24 protein-coding genes are annotated in these 18978 nt (G+C 72.2%); 21 read left to right on the forward strand and 3 right to left on the reverse strand.

Features of this window, described 5'->3' with window-relative positions:
* The first annotated feature begins 18 nt into the window (after positions 1 to 18).
* Entirely contained in the window at positions 19 to 381 is a 363-nt protein-coding gene (locus L2K70_RS06035; protein ID WP_236400361.1) for a hypothetical protein, read from the forward strand.
* Positions 382 to 447: 66 nt separating this feature from the next.
* On the opposite strand, the gene L2K70_RS06040 is transcribed toward L2K70_RS06035, so the two are convergent.
* Positions 448 to 1086, reverse strand: a complete 639-nt coding sequence (locus L2K70_RS06040) for a hypothetical protein (RefSeq protein WP_236400363.1) — start codon at positions 1084 to 1086, stop codon at positions 448 to 450.
* A gap of 169 nt (positions 1087 to 1255) precedes the next feature.
* Between L2K70_RS06040 and L2K70_RS06045 the strand changes: the two genes are divergently transcribed.
* The gene (locus L2K70_RS06045; protein WP_236400366.1) at positions 1256 to 2335 is read left to right on the forward strand and encodes an amidohydrolase family protein; all 1080 of its coding nucleotides are present in this window, start codon (positions 1256 to 1258) and stop codon (positions 2333 to 2335) included.
* Here L2K70_RS06045 and L2K70_RS06050 read toward each other — a convergent pair.
* Positions 2319 to 3212, reverse strand: a complete 894-nt coding sequence (locus L2K70_RS06050; RefSeq protein ID WP_236400368.1) for a VanW family protein — start codon at positions 3210 to 3212, stop codon at positions 2319 to 2321. The two genes, L2K70_RS06045 and L2K70_RS06050, sit on opposite strands and share 17 nt — an antisense overlap.
* 87 nt (positions 3213 to 3299) lie before the next feature.
* Between L2K70_RS06050 and L2K70_RS06055 the strand changes: the two genes are divergently transcribed.
* From L2K70_RS06055 to L2K70_RS06125, 15 genes are all read left to right on the forward strand, one after another.
* The gene (locus L2K70_RS06055) at positions 3300 to 3944 is read left to right on the forward strand and encodes a GNAT family N-acetyltransferase (protein ID WP_236400371.1); all 645 of its coding nucleotides are present in this window, start codon (positions 3300 to 3302) and stop codon (positions 3942 to 3944) included.
* Between the two features lie 203 nt (positions 3945 to 4147).
* Positions 4148 to 4696: a 30S ribosomal protein S16 gene (rpsP, locus tag L2K70_RS06060; RefSeq protein ID WP_236400373.1), complete on the forward strand. Its 549-nt coding sequence runs from the start codon at positions 4148 to 4150 to the stop codon at positions 4694 to 4696.
* 2 nt (positions 4697 to 4698) lie between these two features.
* The gene (locus tag L2K70_RS06065; RefSeq protein ID WP_090973096.1) at positions 4699 to 4941 is read left to right on the forward strand and encodes an RNA-binding protein; all 243 of its coding nucleotides are present in this window, start codon (positions 4699 to 4701) and stop codon (positions 4939 to 4941) included.
* A gap of 90 nt (positions 4942 to 5031) precedes the next feature.
* Positions 5032 to 5394, forward strand: coding sequence for a hypothetical protein (locus L2K70_RS06070; RefSeq protein WP_236400376.1), 363 nt, complete (start codon positions 5032 to 5034; stop codon positions 5392 to 5394).
* Positions 5394 to 5723, forward strand: a complete 330-nt coding sequence (locus L2K70_RS06075) for a phosphotransferase (RefSeq protein WP_236400378.1) — start codon at positions 5394 to 5396, stop codon at positions 5721 to 5723. The genes L2K70_RS06070 and L2K70_RS06075 overlap by 1 nt, the downstream gene beginning before the upstream one ends.
* 194 nt (positions 5724 to 5917) lie before the next feature.
* Positions 5918 to 6490: a ribosome maturation factor RimM gene (gene rimM, locus L2K70_RS06080; protein ID WP_236400380.1), complete on the forward strand. Its 573-nt coding sequence runs from the start codon at positions 5918 to 5920 to the stop codon at positions 6488 to 6490.
* Entirely contained in the window at positions 6487 to 7677 is a 1191-nt protein-coding gene (trmD, locus tag L2K70_RS21570; protein ID WP_236400382.1) for a tRNA (guanosine(37)-N1)-methyltransferase TrmD, read from the forward strand. Before rimM ends, trmD begins: the two co-directional genes overlap by 4 nt.
* 204 nt (positions 7678 to 7881) lie before the next feature.
* The gene (rplS, locus tag L2K70_RS06090) at positions 7882 to 8232 is read left to right on the forward strand and encodes a 50S ribosomal protein L19 (RefSeq protein ID WP_236400384.1); all 351 of its coding nucleotides are present in this window, start codon (positions 7882 to 7884) and stop codon (positions 8230 to 8232) included.
* A gap of 117 nt (positions 8233 to 8349) precedes the next feature.
* The gene (gene lepB / locus L2K70_RS06095; RefSeq protein WP_236400387.1) at positions 8350 to 9093 is read left to right on the forward strand and encodes a signal peptidase I; all 744 of its coding nucleotides are present in this window, start codon (positions 8350 to 8352) and stop codon (positions 9091 to 9093) included.
* A gap of 86 nt (positions 9094 to 9179) precedes the next feature.
* A complete protein-coding gene (locus L2K70_RS06100) occupies positions 9180 to 9896 on the forward strand; it encodes a ribonuclease HII (protein ID WP_236401539.1) in 717 nt (238 codons plus the stop codon).
* On the forward strand, positions 9893 to 10201 hold the full coding sequence (locus L2K70_RS06105; protein WP_236400389.1) for a DUF2469 domain-containing protein: 309 nt from the start codon (positions 9893 to 9895) through the stop codon (positions 10199 to 10201). The genes L2K70_RS06100 and L2K70_RS06105 overlap by 4 nt, the downstream gene beginning before the upstream one ends.
* Before the next feature lie 129 nt (positions 10202 to 10330).
* Entirely contained in the window at positions 10331 to 10732 is a 402-nt protein-coding gene (locus L2K70_RS06110; protein ID WP_236400391.1) for a YraN family protein, read from the forward strand.
* Complete coding sequence (locus tag L2K70_RS06115; protein ID WP_236400393.1) at positions 10732 to 12333, forward strand: YifB family Mg chelatase-like AAA ATPase; 1602 nt, start codon at positions 10732 to 10734, stop codon at positions 12331 to 12333. The genes L2K70_RS06110 and L2K70_RS06115 overlap by 1 nt, the downstream gene beginning before the upstream one ends.
* A 113-nt stretch (positions 12334 to 12446) precedes the next feature.
* Positions 12447 to 13526: a DNA-processing protein DprA gene (dprA, locus tag L2K70_RS06120; protein WP_236400395.1), complete on the forward strand. Its 1080-nt coding sequence runs from the start codon at positions 12447 to 12449 to the stop codon at positions 13524 to 13526.
* A 28-nt stretch (positions 13527 to 13554) separates the two neighbouring features.
* Positions 13555 to 14517 (forward strand): tyrosine recombinase XerC, encoded by a 963-nt coding sequence (locus L2K70_RS06125; RefSeq protein ID WP_236400397.1) that lies wholly within the window; start codon positions 13555 to 13557, stop codon positions 14515 to 14517.
* 53 nt (positions 14518 to 14570) lie between these two features.
* On the opposite strand, the gene L2K70_RS06130 is transcribed toward L2K70_RS06125, so the two are convergent.
* Entirely contained in the window at positions 14571 to 15140 is a 570-nt protein-coding gene (locus L2K70_RS06130; protein WP_236400398.1) for a peptidoglycan DD-metalloendopeptidase family protein, read from the reverse strand.
* A 434-nt stretch (positions 15141 to 15574) separates the two neighbouring features.
* Here L2K70_RS06130 and rpsB point away from each other — a divergent pair, with 434 nt between their 5' ends.
* The 4 genes from rpsB (at position 15575) to frr (ending at position 18974) form a co-directional block, all read left to right on the forward strand.
* Positions 15575 to 16555 carry a 30S ribosomal protein S2 gene (gene rpsB / locus L2K70_RS06135; RefSeq protein WP_236400400.1) on the forward strand — a complete coding sequence of 327 codons (981 nt, stop codon included), beginning with the start codon at positions 15575 to 15577 and terminating at the stop codon, positions 16553 to 16555.
* Positions 16556 to 16650: 95 nt separating this feature from the next.
* On the forward strand, positions 16651 to 17463 hold the full coding sequence (tsf, locus tag L2K70_RS06140; protein ID WP_236400403.1) for a translation elongation factor Ts: 813 nt from the start codon (positions 16651 to 16653) through the stop codon (positions 17461 to 17463).
* A gap of 175 nt (positions 17464 to 17638) precedes the next feature.
* A complete protein-coding gene (gene pyrH / locus L2K70_RS06145; protein WP_236400405.1) occupies positions 17639 to 18352 on the forward strand; it encodes a UMP kinase in 714 nt (237 codons plus the stop codon).
* 67 nt (positions 18353 to 18419) lie between these two features.
* Positions 18420 to 18974, forward strand: coding sequence for a ribosome recycling factor (frr, locus tag L2K70_RS06150; protein ID WP_236401540.1), 555 nt, complete (start codon positions 18420 to 18422; stop codon positions 18972 to 18974).
* The last annotated feature ends 4 nt before the right edge of the window (positions 18975 to 18978 follow it).

Here is an 18978-nt window from a genome sequence, read left to right on the forward strand (position 1 = left end):
GGCTGACACACTCGACGGGTGCCCTCAGTCCTGGTCGTCGACGGCGCCAACGTCGTCGGCTCCGTGCCCGACGGGTGGTGGAAGGACCGCGCCGGCGCGGCCCGGCGGCTCCACGAGCGGCTGCTCGTCGCCGACACGTCGTACGACGAGATCGTGCTGGTGCTCGAGGGGCAGGCGAAGAGCGGCGTACGGGCCGGGCGGGACGCGCACGTGACGACGGTCCACGCCTCCCGGGACGGCGACGCGGCCATCCGTGTCGAGGCGCGACGTGCGGTGGCGTCGGGCGCGGTGGTCACGGTCGTGACGGCCGACCGGATGCTGGCGGCCAACGTCTCGCCGGCCCAGGTGCTCAGCCCGTCCTGGCTGCTCGACCGGATCTGACGCGACAGTGGAGCCGCAGGCCGGTAGGTCCGGCCCCCGGCTCCACTGTCGACCGTGGGGACTCGGTCAGACGCCCAGGTTGAGCAGTCCGAGGATCTGGTTGAGCAGGTTGCTCAGCTGACCCAGCAGGCCGGCGAGGGGTCCGCCGTCGAGCAGCCCGGCCACCGCGCAGAGCAGGTTGCCGAGGAGCTGACCGGCGCCGGCGACCGCCACGATGTCGAGCACCACGCGCTGGAGGTGGATCTCCAGGCCGAGGACGTTGAGGTCCAGCGGGCCGAGCACGAGGTTGAGGATGTCGCAGGCAGCCGCCCGGTTGGCGACCCGTGCGTCCATGACGGACTGGCCGTTGATCTTCTTGACCGGCATCTTCTTGATCCCGGAGAACTTCGTGGTCGTGCCGTCGGGGTGGGTGATCTTGCCCTGCAGGAAGCCCTTGGCCCACAGCATCCCGTCACGCTGGACGAAGCGGGTGGGCGTGAACGACCCGGTCACCTTGCCGCCGTCGGACGCCTTGCCGACGACGGTGCTGGTGATCTTGCCGGCGTCGGACGTGCCGACCACCGAGCGGGCGGACGTGCGGTCCGGGGTCGCCGCGGAGGCGGCGCCGATGCCGACCGAGGCGAGTCCGAGGGCCATCACGAGGGCGAGGACGCCGGTGGAGAGCGCCGTGGAGAGACGAGTGCTACGAGATGTGCTTGTCTTCATGCTGTCTTCCTCCCAAGACGATGCCCGTCGCCACGCGGCGGTAGCCGCGTCGTCGGTGCCGGACCCTCCCACGGTCGGGGCGGTCCGCCCCGGGCATCGACGTCGACGGTAAGAAGGCCCCTCCGAGGCGTCCTACACCCCCACGGATGGACGCCCTAGGGTCGGAGCCATGCGAGCGCAACGATTTCGCGGACCGGTCCTCCCTGAGGGTGAGAGTCGTGACCTGTACGTCGTCGACGGTCGGATCACCTACGAGCAGCAGGCCGGCGCGGACACGGTCGCGGAGGGCTGGATCGTCCCCGGGCTGGTCGACGCGCACTGCCACCTCGGCCTCGACGACGACGGTGCCGTCGACGAGGCGACCACCGAGCAGCAGGCGATCGACGACCGCGACGGCGGAGCGCTGCTGATCCGCGACGCCGGGTCCGCCGCGGACACCCGGTGGATCCACGACCGCGACGACCTCCCGCGGCTCGTCCGCTGCGGACGCCACATCGCCGCCACCAAGCGCTACATCCGCGGCTACGCCCACGAGGTGGAGCCCGCCGAGCTGGCGTCGTACGCCGCCCGGGAGGCCCGCGACGGCGACGGCTGGATCAAGCTGGTGGGGGACTGGATCTCCCGCGAGGAGGGCGACCTCGCGCCGTCCTTCCCGGCGGAGGCGTTCGCCGACGCGATCGCGGCGGCGCACGCCGAGGGGGCCAAGGTCACCGCGCACTGCTTCGGCCACGGCGTGCTGCCCGGCCTCATCGAGGCCGGGATCGACTGCATCGAGCACGGCACCGGCCTCACCGAGGACCTCATCGACGCGATGGTCGCCCACGGCACGCGCCTGGTGCCGACCGTCATGCAGCTCGACAAGTTCCCCGAGCACGCGGCCGCCGGCCGCGAGCGGTTCCCGGACTACTCCGCCACGATGACCGACCTCTACGCCCGGATGCCCGCCACGATCATGGCGGCGTACGACGCCGGGGTGCCGATCTACGCCGGCTCCGACGGCGGCGGCATCAGCCGGCACGGCAACATCGCCGGTGAGATCGAGGCGCTGGTGCGGATCGGGATGCCGGCGTTCGACGCGCTCGGCGCCGCGAGCTGGCGGGCGCGGGAGTGGCTCGGCGCGGACGGCCTCGAAGAGGGGGCGTCGGCGGACTTCGTCGTCTACGACCGCAACCCGGTCGACGACCTGTCGGTGCTGCGCACCCCGAGCGCGATCGTGCTGCGAGGAGCGCTGGTCAGTCGAGGTCGATGACCTCGACGTCCGGACCGGGCTCGTAGACGACGAGCGCGCAGTTGGACTTGAGCAGCTCCTCGCCGACGTGCTCGCCCGTACGACGATCGATCACCCGGCGCCAGATCTCGTTGCGCCGGAAGACGCGGCCCTCGCTCCGCAGGAACTGCTCGTCGCGGGCCTCCACCTTCCAGGAGTGCTCCGGACGCACGTCCGTGCGCAGCTGGCCGTGCAGGTAGCGGTCACCCACCCATGTGCGCAGCTGGAAGGGGTGCTCGGTGTCGTTGCGCACGACGAGGTCGACGTAGTTGTAGACGATCGAGCAGCCCACCCCCCACGGCAGCACCCGGCCCCGGTCGGGGAACGGGTCGAACGAGTGCTCCGAGCGCTCGACCACGGTGAGCGGCGAGTGCAGGACCATCCAGTGCACGAGGTTGGCCAGCTGGCAGATGCCGCCGCCCACACCCGACTCGGCCGAGCCGTTGGACAGCCTCATCCCGTCGACGTACCCCTTGCGCCGGGTGCAGTTGCCCACCACCCGGTTGAAGGACAACGTCTCGCCGGGCGCGACGACGATCCCGTCCAGCCGTGACGCTGCCAGCCGCAGGTTGGTGACCTTGTTGTGCTGCAGGTGCATCTGGCCGGGGTCGAGCTCGCGGAGCAGCAGCGAGCCGTGCTGCACCAGCCTCACCGGGAGGTCGTCCTCGTCGCGACGTCGCGCCCACGCCACCTGCCCGGTCCAGCCGTCGCGCACCCACCGCGTACGACGTCGGGCGCGGTGCACCAGCATCGCGGCCGGCAGCAGCGACGGGTGCCGCTGGGTCAGGCGCGGGGGAGCGGTGAGACGGGCCGGGAGCGTCAGCGGTGCGGGCTCGTCGACCGGGTGCACGGTGGTCACGCAGGGGAGACGTGCGGGGCGCGGGGTTCGTTGCCTCCGCGCGACACCGGTTTGGCCTGGGTAGACCACTGCGCCGAGGATGGCGCGATGAGCACGCTCGTCGACCTGTACCCGCCCTTCGGCCTGCACGTCGTCGCGGGACCGCTGGAGCTGCGCGGCCTGACCGACGAGCTGCTCCGCGAGGTGTGCGACCTCGCGGAGGCGGGGATCCACGACCCCGACACCATGCCGTTCTACTTCCCGTGGTCACTGGCGCCGGTCGGCGAGCTCGGCCGCAACACCGCGGCGTACCACTGGAGCAAGCGCTCGACCTTCACGCCCGACGACTTCTGCCTCGACCTCGCCGTGCTGCTCGACGGTCAGGTCATCGGCTGCCAGGGCGTCGCGGCGAAGAACTTCCCGGTGACCCGGACCGGGGAGACCGGGTCGTGGCTCGGGCGGGACTTCCAGGGCCGCGGGCTCGGCACGGCGATGCGGCAGGCGTTCTGCGAGCTGCTCTTCGACCACCTCGGCTTCGAGGAGATCACCTCCGCGGCGTTCCTCGACAACCCCGCCTCGCTCGGCGTCTCGCGGAAGGTCGGCTACCGGCCCACGGCCGTGCAGCGGATCCAGCGCCAGGGCGAGCTCGCGCTCAACCAGGGGCTCGTCCTGACGCCCGAGAGCTTCGTGCGCGGCGGCCACGCGGTCGAGGTCACCGGCGCGGACGCCGTTCGCGCATTCATCGGGCTCTGACGACGCCCACGCACCGAGTGCGGAGGACCGGGTGGCGGCTGATTGGTGGCCCACCGCATCCGTCTGGCAGAATTCGTCCCCGTGTCCTGCGCGTCCGGACCCTCTCATCCGAGCGACGCAGCGCCCATCGAGTGACCGGACCCGGTGACCCCACCTGGCGACGGTCCCTCACCCACGACAATTCCTGAGGAGACACCACAGACGTGGCCGTCAAGATTCGTTTGAAGCGCCTGGGCAAGATCCGGGTGCCGCAGTACCGCATCGTCGTCGTCGACTCGCGCAAGAAGCGCGACGGCAAGGTGCTCGAGGAGATCGGCAAGTACCACCCCAAGGAGGAGCCCTCGCTGATCGAGGTCACCTCCGAGCGGGCGCAGTACTGGCTCGGTGTCGGCGCGCAGCCGTCCGAGGCCGTCGAGGCCATCCTCAAGGTCACCGGTGACTGGCAGACCTTCAAGGGTCTCCCCGGCACCGAGGGCACCCTGAAGGTCAAGGAGCCCAAGCGCTCCAAGCTCGACATCTTCAACGAGGCCCTCAAGGAGGCCGCCGCCGAGCCCAAGGGCGCCGCGACGACCGCCAGGAAGAAGGCCGAGAAGAAGACCGAGGAGCCCGCCGCCGAGGCTGACGCCCCGGCCGAGGTCCCAGCGTCGGAGACCCCCGAGGGCGCCGCCGAGGCCAACGCCGACCTGGAGAACGTCTCGGCCGAGGACGCCGGGAAGAACACCTCCGGCGTCGACGCGGACAAGCAGGCCTGATCGTGCTGGCCGAGGCTCTCGAGCACCTGGTGCGGGGCATCGTCGACCACCCCGACGACGTCACCGTCCGCGACAAGCAGCTGCGTCGCGGCTCGATCCTCGAGGTCCGGGTGCACCCCGACGACCTCGGCAAGGTGATCGGCCGCAACGGTCGCACCGCGACCGCCTTCCGCACCGTCGTCTCGGCCCTCGCCGGCCGCGGCGGCGCGCGGGTGGACTTCGTGGACACCGACCGGCGCCGCTGACACGGCACATCGTCACTGACCCGGCACATCGTCACTGACCCGGCACACGCTGTGTGCCGGGTCAGCGTCGTTTCGGGCTACCGTGCTCGCGTGGACGACGTGTTCGCGCAGGTGGTCGACGAGGCGCGGCGCCGGCAGCGGGGCGCGGACGTCGACCTGGCGCCGGCCGTCGACCACCTGACGACGACGTTGCCCGCAGTGGTCGCCGACTGGGACCTGACGATCGACGGCTGGTTCGGGCACAGCATCCTGCCGACGCTGTCGGTGCGCCTGTCCGACGGCACGCCCGGCGTCCTGAAGATGCGGCTGCCGGGCGAGCTCGACCGCGAGGCGCGGGTGATGGCGGCAGGGCCCGCGGCGTACGCCACCGTCCTGGCGTACGACGGCCAGCGCGGTGTGCTCGTCACCGAGCGCGCCTCGGCCAGCGCCTGCTCACCGCGCACCCGGACCTGATGTCGCAGGTGGTGGCCGTCGCGCCGCTGCTGACGCAGGCATGGCAGGTCCCGCGTGCGGTCGGTGGGCCCGCCGAGCACAAGGCCGATGGCCTCCTGCGGATCCTCGGCGACCTCGGGAACAGGTACGGGTCTGCGCACCCGGCGGCGCTGGCCCGCGCGGCCGGGCTGGCCGCCGAGCTCGCCCGCGACGAGACCGACGAGGTGGTCTGCCACGGCGACCCGCACGCGGGCAACGTGCTCGCCCGCGGGGACGGGTGGGCGTTCGTCGACGCCGACGGGTTCGGTGGAGCGGGTCACCACCGGGCTCTACCTCCACTGGTTCGGTGAGCACGACGAGGCCGAACAACTCCTCGCCGTCGCCGACGTGCTCCTACCCTGAGCGGCGGTTCCGAGGTTCGGATGGGTGGCGGCCCACGAGATGCTCGAGCCCCGAACCGGTGTCGTGTGCCGCCACCCTCGCCGCCGCGCTGGGCTGTGAGTCGCTGGGAGGCTCACAGGCCAGTCCCTCTACGCTTGCGCGCGTGAGTGACGAGGACATCGAGGTCGTGGTCGGCCGGATCGGCAAGCCCCACGGCATCCGCGGCGAGGTCACCCTCGACGTACGCACCGACGAGCCCGAGCGCCGCTTCGCCCCCGGTACGACGTTGCGCGCCCAGCCCCCGGCCGGCGCCGACCGACGCCCGTCCACACTCACCGTCGCCCGCGCCCGCTGGCACCAGAGCACCCTGCTGGTCGCCTTCGAGGAGCTGCCCGACCGCAACGCTGCCGAGGCCGCGCGCGGCACCGTCCTGCACGCCACCATCGGCCACGACGAGGCTCCCGAGGACCCGGACGAGTACTACGACCACCAGCTCGTCGGGCTGGCCGTCGTCGGCCTCGACGGCACCGCCCTCGGCGAGGTCTCTGCCGTGGTCCACGGCTCCGCCCAGGACCTGCTGACCGTCCGCACGCCCGACGGACGCGACGCGCTGGTGCCGTTCGTGTCCGCCCTCGTCCCGGAGGTCGACCTCGAGGCCGGACGGCTGGTCGTGGCGGACCGCCCGGGGCTGGTGTCGCCGTTCCCCGACGAGGTCGACGAGGGGCAGGACCGGTGAGGATCGACGTCGTCACGATCTTCCCCGACTACCTCGCCCCGCTCGAGCTGAGCCTGCCGGGCAAGGCGCGCGACAAGGGCCTGCTCGACCTCGCCGTCCACGACCTGCGGCGGTGGACCACCGACCGCCACCACACGGTCGACGACACCCCCTACGGCGGCGGCGCCGGGATGGTGATGAAGCCCGAGCCGTGGGGCCTGGCTCTCGACGAGGTCGCACGCGGCGCGACGATCGTCTTCACCACCCCCAGCGGGGAGCCCTTCACGCAGGCGCTCGCCCACGAGCTGAGCGGCCACGAGCACCTCGTCTTCGCCTGCGGACGCTACGAGGGCATCGACCAGCGGGTGATCGAGCACGCCGCCACGATCGGGACGGTCCGCGAGATCAGCCTGGGCGACTACGTCCTCAACGGGGGCGAGGTCGCCGCGCTGGCGATCACGGAGGCCGTCGTCCGCCTGCTGCCGGGCTTCATGGGCAACGCCGAGTCGCTGGTCGAGGAGTCGCACGCGGACGGCCTGCTGGAGTACCCCGTCTACACCAAGCCCGCCTCCTGGGAGGGCCGTGAGGTCCCCGAGGTGCTGCTCTCCGGCGACCACGCCCGCATCGCGCGCTGGCGGCGCGAGCAGGCCGAGCGCCGCACGGCGGAGCGGCGCCCGGACCTCCTGCCGGCGACCGGCGCGGTCGGCGGCCTCGACGACCTCGACGTACGCCCTGCCGTGCCCGCCGACGCCGGGGAGCTGTTCACCCTGCAGCGCGCCTGCTGGCTGCAGGAGCTGGAGGCCAACCCGGGGGTCGAGATCCCGGCGCTGCGCGAGTCCCTCGACGACGTGCGTCGCGGGCTGGAGGGCTGGGTGGTCCGCGTCGTGCGGGAGCCGTCCTCGGGCCGCCTCGTCGGCGCCGTCCGCGGCAAGGTCGACGCGCACGGGGAGTGGGACATCGGCCGCGTCATGGTCGCCCCCGACCTGCAGGGGCGTGGGCTCGGCCGGGGACTGCTCGAGCTGGTGCAGGACCTGGCTCCGGCGGAGGTCGAGACCTACGTCCTGTTCACCGGGGAGCGGTCGTTCGACAACCAGCGGATGTACAAGAAGGCCGGCTTCCGGCTGCGTCCGGACCGGAAGGCGCCGCCGGGCGCCGTGGTGATGACGAAGCGGGCCCCGGCACGTCCGGAGCAGCGGATTTCCGGCTGACCGGCGCCTCTGGCAGACTTCTCCACTGGTCTGCTCGAGGCCAGGGTCGCCCGGACGCACCCACGCCCACCGCGTGGTGCACCGCCCCGGGGTCCGCCGTACCGCACCTGCCACAGGGGGCGCACCGGCACGGCCGCACCGAGCGCCGGACACGTCCATCACCACACACCGCGGCTGACCTGTGGCACTCGCGAGGAGCAGCACATGACCAACCTCATCACCGAGCTCGGCAACTCCATCAAGCGCGACGACGTCCCGGACTTCCGCGCCGGCGACACCGTCAAGGTCCACGTCAAGGTCATCGAGGGCAGCCGTTCGCGCGTCCAGGTGTTCCAGGGCGTCGTGATCCGCGTCCACGGCTCGGGCATCGGCCGCACCTTCACCGTCCGCAAGGTCTCCTTCGGCGTCGGTGTCGAGCGCACCTTCCCGATCAACTCCCCGATCTTCGAGCAGATCGAGGTCGTGACCCGTGGTGACGTGCGCCGCGCGAAGCTCTACTACCTGCGCAACCTCCGCGGCAAGGCCGCCAAGATCAAGGAGCGCCGCGAGGCGTGATCCCGACCAGGGACTGGTTAGTCTCTGCGCGTGACTTCTGATGACCGCGGTCCTTCGTCCATCTCCACGGACGAGGGACCGCGGTCTTCTGGTTCCGGCGGGCGTCCGGCGGAGGGCGTGAGCGACACGCCGCGGCGCTCGAAGCGCAAGCAGCTGCCGCTGTGGCAGGAGACCATCCTGCTGCTGGGGGTGGCGCTGGTCCTCGCGATCGTCATCAAGACCTTCTTCGTCCAGGCCTTCTACATCCCGTCGGAGTCGATGGAGCCGGGCCTCATCCTCAACGACCGGATCCTCATCCAGAAGGTCTCCTACTGGGGCGATGGCACCCCCGAGCGCGGCGACGTCGTCGTCTTCAAGGACCCGGGCGGCTGGCTGCCGCCCAACGAGAGCGCGGGCCCGAGCAACCCGGTCGCGAAGGTGATGGCCAAGATCGGTCTCTACCCGACCGGCGGGCACCTCGTGAAGCGCGTCATCGGCGTCGCCGGCGACACCATCGTGTGCTGCGACGAGAAGGGCCGGCTCTCGGTCAACGGGCAGCCGCTCAACGAGTCCTCGTACGTCAAGCGCATGGGCGCCAAGTGCAACGGCCCGATGCCGACGGGCGGCCGGTGCGACGAGGAGTGGTCCGTCGGTCCGATCCCGGAGGGCCACATCTTCGTGATGGGCGACAACCGCTCGCGCTCGGCCGACTCCTCGCAGAAGATGTGCCGCCCCGACGAGACCGAGTGCGTGCCGGGCGACGAGTTCGTCCCGGTCGACCTGGTCGTCGGCAAGGTATTCGTGCTGCTCTGGCCCGCCGACCGCTTCCGCTGGAACACCCGTCCGGCCACGTTCGAGGACGTGCCGGACCCGTCCTCGTGAGCCTCGTGACCGGGTCGACCGGGTCGACCATCGCGGTCGCCTCCTCTCTGTCCGTGCCCCTGCCCGCTCCCGCGCGCTCGGAGCGCGTGACCGTGCGCCGCGACGCCGGGATCTACGGCTACGAGCGTGCCCTGCGCCGCGCGGGCCTCGACCCGATCGCCGGCGTGGACGAGGCCGGTCGGGGCGCGTGCGCCGGCCCGCTCGTCGCGGGCGCCGTCGTGCTCCCGCCGGGCAAGGCCGGCATCGTGCCGGGCCTGGCCGACAGCAAGCTGCTCACCGAGGCGGCCCGCGAGCGCGTCTACGCCCAGGTCGTGCGCCGCGCGCTCGCCTGGTCGGTCGTCGTCATCGAGTCCGAGGAGTGCGACCGGCTCGGCATGCACGTCGCCAACCTCGAGGCGCTGCGACGCGCGGTGGCCCGCCTCGGGACGCGTCCGTCGTACGTCCTCACGGACGGGTTCCCCGTCGACGGCCTCGGCGTCCCCGGCCTCGCGGTGTGGAAGGGGGACCGGGTCGCGGCCTGCATCGCCGCGGCGTCCGTGATCGCCAAGGTCACCCGCGACCGGCTCATGGTCGAATTGCACGAGCGGTGGCCGCACTACGACTTCCGCACCCACAAGGGCTACTGCACCGCCGAGCACGACGCGGCGCTCGCCGAGCACGGCCCGTGCCCGCAGCACCGGATGCGCTTCGTCAACGTACGACGCGCCGCCGGGCTCGAGCCGCTCGCCGAGGCATCGGCCACTAGGGTCGTCGATGGCGCTCCCGGCGGGGCCGGGGACGAGTCGACGGAGGAGGACGCATGAGCGCGGAGGATCTCGAGAAGTACGAGACCGAGATGGAGCTCACCCTCTATCGCGAGTACCGCGACGTCGTCGGCATCTTCAAGTACGTCGTCGAGACCGACCGCCGGTTCTACCTGTGCAACCAGGTCGACGTGAAGGCCCGCTCGGAGAGCGGCGACGTCTTCTTCGAGGTCTCGATGACCGACGCCTGGGTCTGGGACATGTACCGCCCCGCCCGCTTCGCCAAGAACGTCAAGGTGCTCACCTTCAAGGACGTCAACGTCGAGGAGCTCGCGCCGCGCGACATCGACCCGCCCAAGGACTGACCTCCAACCGTCCACAGCCGGGCCAGTCAGCCCCTTCTCCACAGGACCCGGGCCCGGTCGCCGCCTGGTGTCCGTGCCGCGCGATCTGCTGGTGCCTTCCCGCACCTGACAGAGACGGTAGGCACCCCGATGGCTCGATCCGCAGCAGCGTCCCCCTTCACGCCCGACCCGGCCGCCGAGCGCAGGCGGCTGCTCGGCGAGCGCGGCGAGACCATCGCCGCCCGTCACCTCGTTCGCGGGGGCATGGAGCTCCTCGACCGCAACTGGCGCTGCGACGCCGGCGAGATCGACCTGGTCCTCCGCGACGGGCGGGTGCTGGTCATCTGCGAGGTCAAGACCCGTAGCTCCGAGGCGTTCGGGACGCCTCTCGAGGCGGTCGGCCCGGCGAAGGCCGACCGGCTCCGACGGCTCGCCGTGCGGTGGCTCCGTGCGCATGACGTCCATCCCGACGACGTGCGCATCGACCTGGTCGGGGTGCTCGCACCGCCCGGCGGTCCGGTCGAGGTCGAGCACGTCGAGGGGGTCGGCTGATGGCCTTCGCGACCGCCCGGTCGCTCGCCCTTCGCGGTGCGGTCGGGCACGTGATCGACGTGCAGGTGGACGTCTCGCCCGGGCTGGTGACCACCACCCTCGTGGGCCGGGTCGACAAGAGCCTGTCCGAGGCACGCGACCGGGTGCGGATGGCGATCAACAACGACTGCGGCCGCTGGCCGGCGACCAAGCGGGTGACGATCCTGCTCGCTCCCGCCGACCTGCCCAAGACCGGCACCCACTACGACCTGGCCATCGCGATCGCGGTGCTGGCGGCCGACCAGCAGCAGAAGGACCTCACGCCCGACCTGCTCGACGGCTGGGCCTTCATCGGCGAGCTGTCCGTCTCCGGCGCCCTGAGGCCGGTGCCCGGCGTGCTGCCGATGGCGATCGCCGCGGCTGCGCACGGCATCACTCGCGTGTTCGTGCCCGAGCCGCAGGCCGCGGAGGCGGGGCTGGTGCCGGGCATGACGGTGTTCGGGGTGCGGTCGCTGGCCCAGGTGTCCGCCGTGCTGCGGGGTGCCGAGGTGCCGGACGCACCGCCGGTCGTCGCTGCGTCGGCCACCTCCCTCAGCACGTGGAGCGGAGAGGGACGGCTCGACGACGTGGACATGACCGACCTCGACGGCCTCGAGGACGTCCGCTACGCCGTCGAGGTGGCGGCCGCCGGCGCGCACCCGCTGATGCTGGTCGGGCCGCGCGGCACCGGGAAGACGTCGATCGCCGAGCGGATCCCCTCGATCCTCCCCGACCTCACCATCGAGCAGTCGCTCGAGGTCACCGCGCTGCACTCCGTCACGGGTGTCCTGCCCGACGGGGCCGGCCTGCTGCGGCGACCTCCGTGGTTCGCGCCGCACCACTCCGCGAGTGCCGCGAGCGTGCTCGGGGGCGGCACCGGCAAGGTGCGGCCCGGGCAGGTGAGCCTGGCCCACCACGGGGTCCTGTTCCTCGACGAGTTCCCGCACTTCCGGTCCGACGTGATCGAGGCGATGCGCCAGCCTCTCGAGTCGGGGGAGGTGACGATCGCGCGGGGCGAGGAGACCGCGACCTACCCGGCTCGCTCCCTCGTCGTCCTGGCGGCGAACCCGTGCCCGTGCGGCAACTTCCACGGCCTCACCGGCGGATCCTGTGACTGCACCGAGCAGCAGCGCGCCCACTACCGCCGCAAGCTGTCCGGGCCGATCCTGGACCGCGTCGACATCTGGATGGAGGTGCGGCCGCAGCATCGGCGGCGGTCCGGCTCGTGGGGTGAGCCGCCGGAGTCGTCTGCGGACGTGCGTGCGCGCGTCACGGAGGCGCGGCTACGACAGGCGCACCGGTTCCGGGACTGCACGTGGGAGCTCAACTCGTCCTGCCCGGGGCCTGCCCTCGCCGAACGCTGGCCGCTCGAGCGCGACGCGCAGCGGCTGGTCGACCAGGAGCTCGCTGCGGGGACGTTGACCAGGCGCGGTCTGACCCGCGTCCAGCGCCTGGCGTGGACGGTGGCCGACTGCGCCGGGGTGGACCGACCCGGTGAGCCCGAGGCGCGGATCGCGCTGGCGCTGCGCTCGGACGACGCGTCCCGGGCCCTTCCGGCACATCTCATTCGGGTGGCGTCGTGAGCGCGACCCGTCCAGGCGCCGGTCGGGCCGGCGGGGAGGGCGGGACCCCGCTGCGGTCCGTGCCAGCTGTTACGGACGCCGACCGGTTGGCCCGCGTGACGCTGAGCTGTGGCGTGGAACCGGGCGACGGTACGACGTCGTCGCTGGTCCGCCAGATCGGAGCCGTCCGGGCGCTCGAGCAGTCGCTGGTGGCGACCAGCGAGACCGGCGTCGCCGAGCAGCTCGCCGCCCGGTTGTCCGAGGTCGACCCCGAGCGCCGGCTCGACCAGGCCGCGCGGTGCGGCATCCGCTTCGTCGTGCCCGGCGACCCCGAGTGGCCGGTCGGGCTCGACCAGCTCGACCCGGCGATCACCAAGGACGGGTTCGGCGGTACCCCGCCGGGGCTCTGGGTCAAGGGCCCGATGCCGCTCACCGAGCTGGGGAGGTCGGTCGGTGTGGTCGGTTCCCGCGCCGCCTCGGTCTACGGCGTGGAGATGACGCGCGCCATCTGCGCGCACCTGGCGGCGGCCGGTGTCCCGGTGGTGTCGGGTGGCGCCCTCGGGATCGACTTCGAGGCGCACGACGCGACGTTGCGCGCCGACGGGGCGACGGTGGCGGTGCTCGCGTGCGGCGTGGACCGCGTCTACCCCGCGCAGAACCGCAGGCTCCTCCACCACCTCGCCGCCGAGTTCGCCGTCGTCTCCGAGCAACCGCCCGGCTCGGCGCCCACCCGGCTGCGGTTCCTGGCCCGCAACCGCCTGATCGCCGCGCTGACCGCCGGCACCGTCATCGTCGAGGCGGCGCTGCGCAGCGGCGCGCTCAACACCGTCGGGTGGGCGGAGGCGATCAACCGGCAGGTGATGTGCGTGCCGGGCCCCGTCACCAGCTACACCTCGCAGGGGGTCAACCACCTGCTGCGCGAGGGCCGCGGCACGGTGGTCACCGGCGGGGCGGAGGTCCTCGAGCTGGTCGCGGAGGCAGGGGAGCACCTGGTCGAGGAGCCGCGCGGTGAGACCCGGCCGCGCGACTCCCTCACCCGGGTCGAGCAGCAGGTCATCGAGTGGGTGCCGGTCACCGAGCGCGCGCAGGTGGACTCGATCGCCCGGCTGGCCGGACTCCACGTCCGGACGGCCGAGGGAGCGCTGCGCCGGATGAGGGAGAAGGGCTTCGTCGTGCTCGACGACCACGGGTGGCGGGTCGCGCCTGACGTGTGAGGCGGCCCCGCCCGCCTACGCTGCGAGGGTGACGGAGAGCGCAGCGCGACGCGACGGCGGAACGGAGCCCGACACCGGCCTGCCGGAGGGCTTCGCGCGGCTGCTCGGCGACTACGAGCGTCACCTCGTGTCCGAGCGCGACCTGGCCCCGCACACGGTCCGCGCCTACCTCGGTGACGTGTCCAGCCTGCTGGACCACTGCGGGCGCCTGGGCTCCGTCGAGGTGACCGACCTCGACCTCCGCACCCTCCGCAGCTGGCTCGCGAGGCTGCAGACCACCGGTCGCAGCCGTACGACGATCGCGCGACGTGCGACGGCGGCGCGGGTCTTCACCGCGTGGCTCCACCGGACCGGACGGCTGCCGAGCGACCCCGGCGCAGCCCTCGGGTCACCCAAGAAGCACAAGACGCTCCCGCCCGTGCTCCGCCCCGACGAGGCCGAGGCGCTGATCCGGTCCGCGGCAGAGCTCGCCGACGACGGCACGCCGGTGGGGCTGCGCGACGTGGCGATGCTCGAGCTGCTCTACGCGACCGGCATCCGGGTGGGCGAGCTCGTCGGCCTCGACATCGACGACGTCGACGACGAGCGCCGCGTCGTACGGGTCTTCGGCAAGGGACGCAAGGAGCGCTCGGTGCCCTACGGCACGCCTGCCGGCCGGGCGATCGACCGCTGGCTGGCCACCGGTCGCCCGGCCTTGCGGGTCGAGGGATCGGGCGCCGCGCTCTTCCTGGGCGCCCGGGGCCGCCGGATCGACCAGCGGGCGGTCCGCACCCTGGTCCACCGGCGGATCGCAGACGTCCCGGGTGCGCCCGACATCGGCCCCCACGGCCTCCGGCACACCGCGGCCACGCACCTGCTCGAGGGCGGTGCCGACCTCCGGTCGGTCCAGGAGCTCCTCGGCCATGCCTCGCTCGCCACGACGCAGCTCTACACGCACGTCACGACCGACCGCCTCCGTCGCGCCTACCAGCAGGCCCACCCCCGCGCGTGATCCTCGGCACTGCCGCGGCGGCGGCCCGCCGACGTACGACGGCGTGCACGGCCTCAGGCGAGGAAGTCGAGCTGGCGGCTCCACCGCTGGAGCGCGGGAGCCCACGGTCCTCGCGCCTCGACGGGGTCGTCGCGCCAGAGCGGCAGCAGGCGCACCGGACCGCCGCCGACGAGCGTGAGGGGGTCGAGGTAGACCTGGTCGCCGCCCGAGCCCTCGATCAGGCCCCAGTGGAGGCAGGCCGCCGGGAAGCAGTGGCTGTCGATGACGACGAGCCGGCCCAGCACCTGTCCAGCCGCGACGACGTCCCCGGCGCCGACAGCAGCCACCACGGGCTCGTAGGTCGTGCGCCGGCTGCCGTGCACGACCGTGACCACCGGCTTGCCGCCGATCGACCCGGCGAAGCCGACCCTGCCGGGGAGCGCGGCCAGGACCGGCTGCCCGGGCGTGCCGGCCAGGTCCACGCCGCGGTGCCCCGAGGCGTACGGCGACGGCGGCGGCTCGAAGCCGCGGACGACCTGCGGCTCGGGCGCGAGCGGCCACCTGCCCGCCGGGTCAGGAGAGCTCGCGCGGGCGGGGGAGGCCCCGACCACCAGGACCACGAGGACGACCACGAGGACTCGCACGCACCGATCCTCGGGCCCCCACGCGGCACGGGCGTCGTACGGTGAGCGAGCCTGTGGACGACCGCCCCGCGACCCCGCCTGTGGACGACTGCGGGACCGCTCGTCCCCTGCTCGTCCCCTGCTCGCCGTGAGCGTGCCCAGCGATTCGCTCCCGCGGGTCTGCGTGCGTACGATGTGCGGAGCAGTCCTCATGGGCTGACTTCGCACGCTCGCAGACCGCGTCGGAATGCATCCCTGGTTCCGGACCGCCCGTGGGCGTCGGTCCTCAGTTCCGCCCCAGCCTCACCGGGGCGGATCGGACCGGCGCGTGAGCGTCAGGGCACCCGGCACCCGCCGGGCGCACGAACTGAAAACCAACAGGAGCCCCGCTCCGGGCTCGACCTGCCGAAGGTCGGGCACGTCCGCGAGCGCGTTCCGCAACAACAGGAGAACCCATGGCAGTCGTCACCATGCGCCAGCTGCTCGAGAGCGGCGTCCACTTCGGTCACCAGACCCGTCGCTGGAACCCCAAGATGAAGCGCTTCATCATGACCGAGCGCAACGGCATCTACATCATCGACCTGCAGCAGTCGCTCGCCTACATCGACCGCTCCTACGCCTTCGTCAAGGAGACCGTCGCCAAGGGCGGCGTCATCATGTTCGTCGGCACGAAGAAGCAGGCCCAGGAGGCCATCGCCGAGCAGGCGACGCGCGTCGGGATGCCCTACGTCAACCAGCGTTGGCTCGGCGGCATGCTCACCAACTTCCAGACCGTCCACCAGCGGATCAACCGCCTCAAGGAGCTCGACGAGGTCGACTTCGACAACGTCGCCGGCTCGGGTCGCACCAAGAAGGAGCTCCTGCAGATGAAGCGGGAGCGCGACAAGCTCGACAAGACCCTCGGCGGCATCCGCGAGATGTCCAAGGTCCCCTCCGCGGTGTGGATCGTCGACACCAACAAGGAGCACCTGGCCGTCGAGGAGGCGCGCAAGCTGCGGATCCCGATCATCGGCATCCTCGACTCCAACTGCGACCCCGACGTCGTCGACTTCCCGATCCCGGGCAACGACGACGCCATCCGCGCGGTCGGCCTGCTGACCCGCGTGGTCGCCGACGCCGTCGCCGAGGGCCTCGTGGCCCGCTCCGGCGCCAAGGCCACCGACGGTGACGAGACCGTCGGCGCCGAGGAGCCGCTGGCCGAGTGGGAGCGCGAGCTCCTCCAGGGCGACGCCGAGAAGACCGCCGTCGCCGCGACCGGTGGCGACGCCACCACCGAGGCCCCGGCCTCCGAGGCGACCGGTGCCGCTGCCGAGGCCCCGCAGGCCGACGCCGCCGCCGAGGCCGCGACCGACGCCCCCGCCGAGACCGAGGCCCCGGCCGAGTCCGAGGCGGCCGAGGCGCCCGCCGCCGACGCGGAGACCGCGAAGCAGGACTGATCACGGACGCCGGCCGCGGGGACACCCCCGCGGCCGGGCGCCGCGCGTCCGGCCCCCCCACCCCTGTTCGACACAGCTCTTCGGGAAGAGGGACCATGGCTGACTTCACCGCCGCCGACGTCAAGAAGCTCCGCGAGCTGACCCAGGCCGGGATGATGGACTGCAAGAAGGCGCTCACCGAGGCCGACGGCGACTTCGACAAGGCCGTCGAGCTGCTCCGGGTCAAGGGCGCCGCCAAGGCCGCCGCCCGCGGCGCCGAGCGCGAGACCGCCGCCGGCCTCGTCGCCACGGCCGGCAACGCGCTGGTCGAGCTCAAGAGCGAGACCGACTTCGTCGCCAAGAACGAGGACTTCATCGCCAAGGCGCAGCAGATCGCCGAGAAGGCCAACGAGGTCAAGGCCACCGACACCGAGGCGCTCAAGGCCGCCGAGCTCGACGGCAAGACCGTCGGCGAGGTCGTCGAGGACCTCGCGATCACCATCGGCGAGAAGATCGAGCTCGGCGAGGTCGCCTACTTCGAGGGCAACACGGTCACCTACATGCACAAGCGTGCCGCCGACCTCCCGCCGGCCGTCGGCGTGCTGGTCGAGTTCGAGGGTGACGAGGCCGCCGCCCGCGGCGCCGCGATGCAGATCGCCGCGATGAAGGCCCAGTACCTCACCCGCGACGAGGTCCCCGCCGACGTCGTCGAGACCGAGCGCAACATCGCCGAGCAGAAGACCCGCGAGGAGGGCAAGCCCGAGCAGGCGATCGCCAAGATCGTCGAGGGTCGCCTCGGTGGGTTCTACAAGGAGATCGTCCTGCTCGAGCAGGAGTCGGTCACCGAGTCGAAGAAGTCGGTCAAGGCCGTCCTCGACGCCGCCGGCACCACCGTCAAGCGGTTCGCCCGCTTCGAGGTCGGCGCCTGAGGCACCGCACCACCCGACACCGCGAGGGGTCGTACGCCGTCGGCGTACGACCCCTCGTCGCGTCCCCGGGCGCCCAGTGCGCTGCTGGCACACGATCGGGTGGAGCGGGTTCGACCGCCGACCCCACCGGCCGGTAGGTTTCTGGGGACCACCTGGCGTGTGTGAAGGGAACGATGTGACGGCCTACAAGCGAGTCCTCCTCAAGCTCTCCGGTGAAGTGTTCGGAGGTGGTGAGGTCGGGCTCGACCTCGACGTCATCAACGCGTTGGCCGGCCAGATCGCCGAGGTCGCCGCGTCGGACGTGCAGATCGCGATCGTCGTGGGCGGCGGCAACTTCTTCCGCGGCGCGGAGCTCCAGCAGCGCGGCATGGAGCGGGCCCGCGCCGACTACATGGGCATGCTCGGCACCGTGATGAACTGCCTGGCCCTGCAGGACCTCATCGAGAAGCACGGCCGCGAGACGCGCGTGCAGACGGCCATCACGATGGGCCAGGTCGCCGAGCCCTACATCCCGCGCCGCGCGATCCGCCACATGGAGAAGGGCCGCGTCGTGATCTTCGGCGCCGGCGCCGGCATGCCGTTCTTCTCCACCGACACCGTCGCCGCGCAGCGCGCCCTCGAGACGCGTTGCGAGGTCATCCTGATGGGCAAGCAGGGCGTCGACGGGGTCTTCGACTCCGACCCCAAGACCAACCCCGACGCCCAGATGTTCGACCGGCTCACCTACGACGAGTACCTCGCACGCGACCTCAAGGTCGCGGACGCCACGGGCATCGCGATGGCCCGCGACAACAAGATGGACATGGTCTTCTTCAACCTCTCCACGCCCGGCACGATCGTGCGCGCGGTGCGGGGTGAGAAGATCGGCACGCTGGTGACCTCGGCCTGACCCCGAGGCGCACCACCACCCCCGCACCACCCGCACCACGGACGTACGACGAGAGAGAGCCGCTGTGATCAACGACGTCATGAACGATGCCGACGCCAAGATGGGCAAGTCGGTCGAGGCGACCCGCGAGGAGTTCGCCACGATCCGCGCCGGTCGCGCCAACCCCGCGATGTTCGCGAAGATCACGGCCGACTACTACGGCACGCAGACCCCGCTCCAGCAGCTCGCGAGCTTCACCTCGCAGGACGCCCGCACCATCCTCATCCAGCCGTTCGACGTCGGCGCGATGGGCGCGATCGAACGCGCGATCCGCGACTCCGACCTCGGCGTGAACCCGGCCAACGACGGCCGCGTGCTCCGCTGCGTGTTCCCCGAGCTGACCGAGGAGCGCCGCAAGGAGTACATCAAGCTCGCGCGGCAGAAGGCCGAGGACGGCCGTGTCTCGGTGCGCAACGTGCGCCGTACGGCGAAGCAGGCGCTGGAGAAGCTCGAGAAGGACGGCGAGGTCGGCAAGGACGACGTCACCGGGGCCGAGAAGCGCCTCGACGCGGTCACCAAGACCCACACCGACAAGATCGACGACCTGCTCAAGCACAAGGAATCCGAGCTGCTCGAGGTCTGAGCCC

The organism is Nocardioides potassii (genome assembly GCF_021648885.1).
Lineage (GTDB): Bacteria > Actinomycetota > Actinomycetes > Propionibacteriales > Nocardioidaceae > Nocardioides > Nocardioides potassii.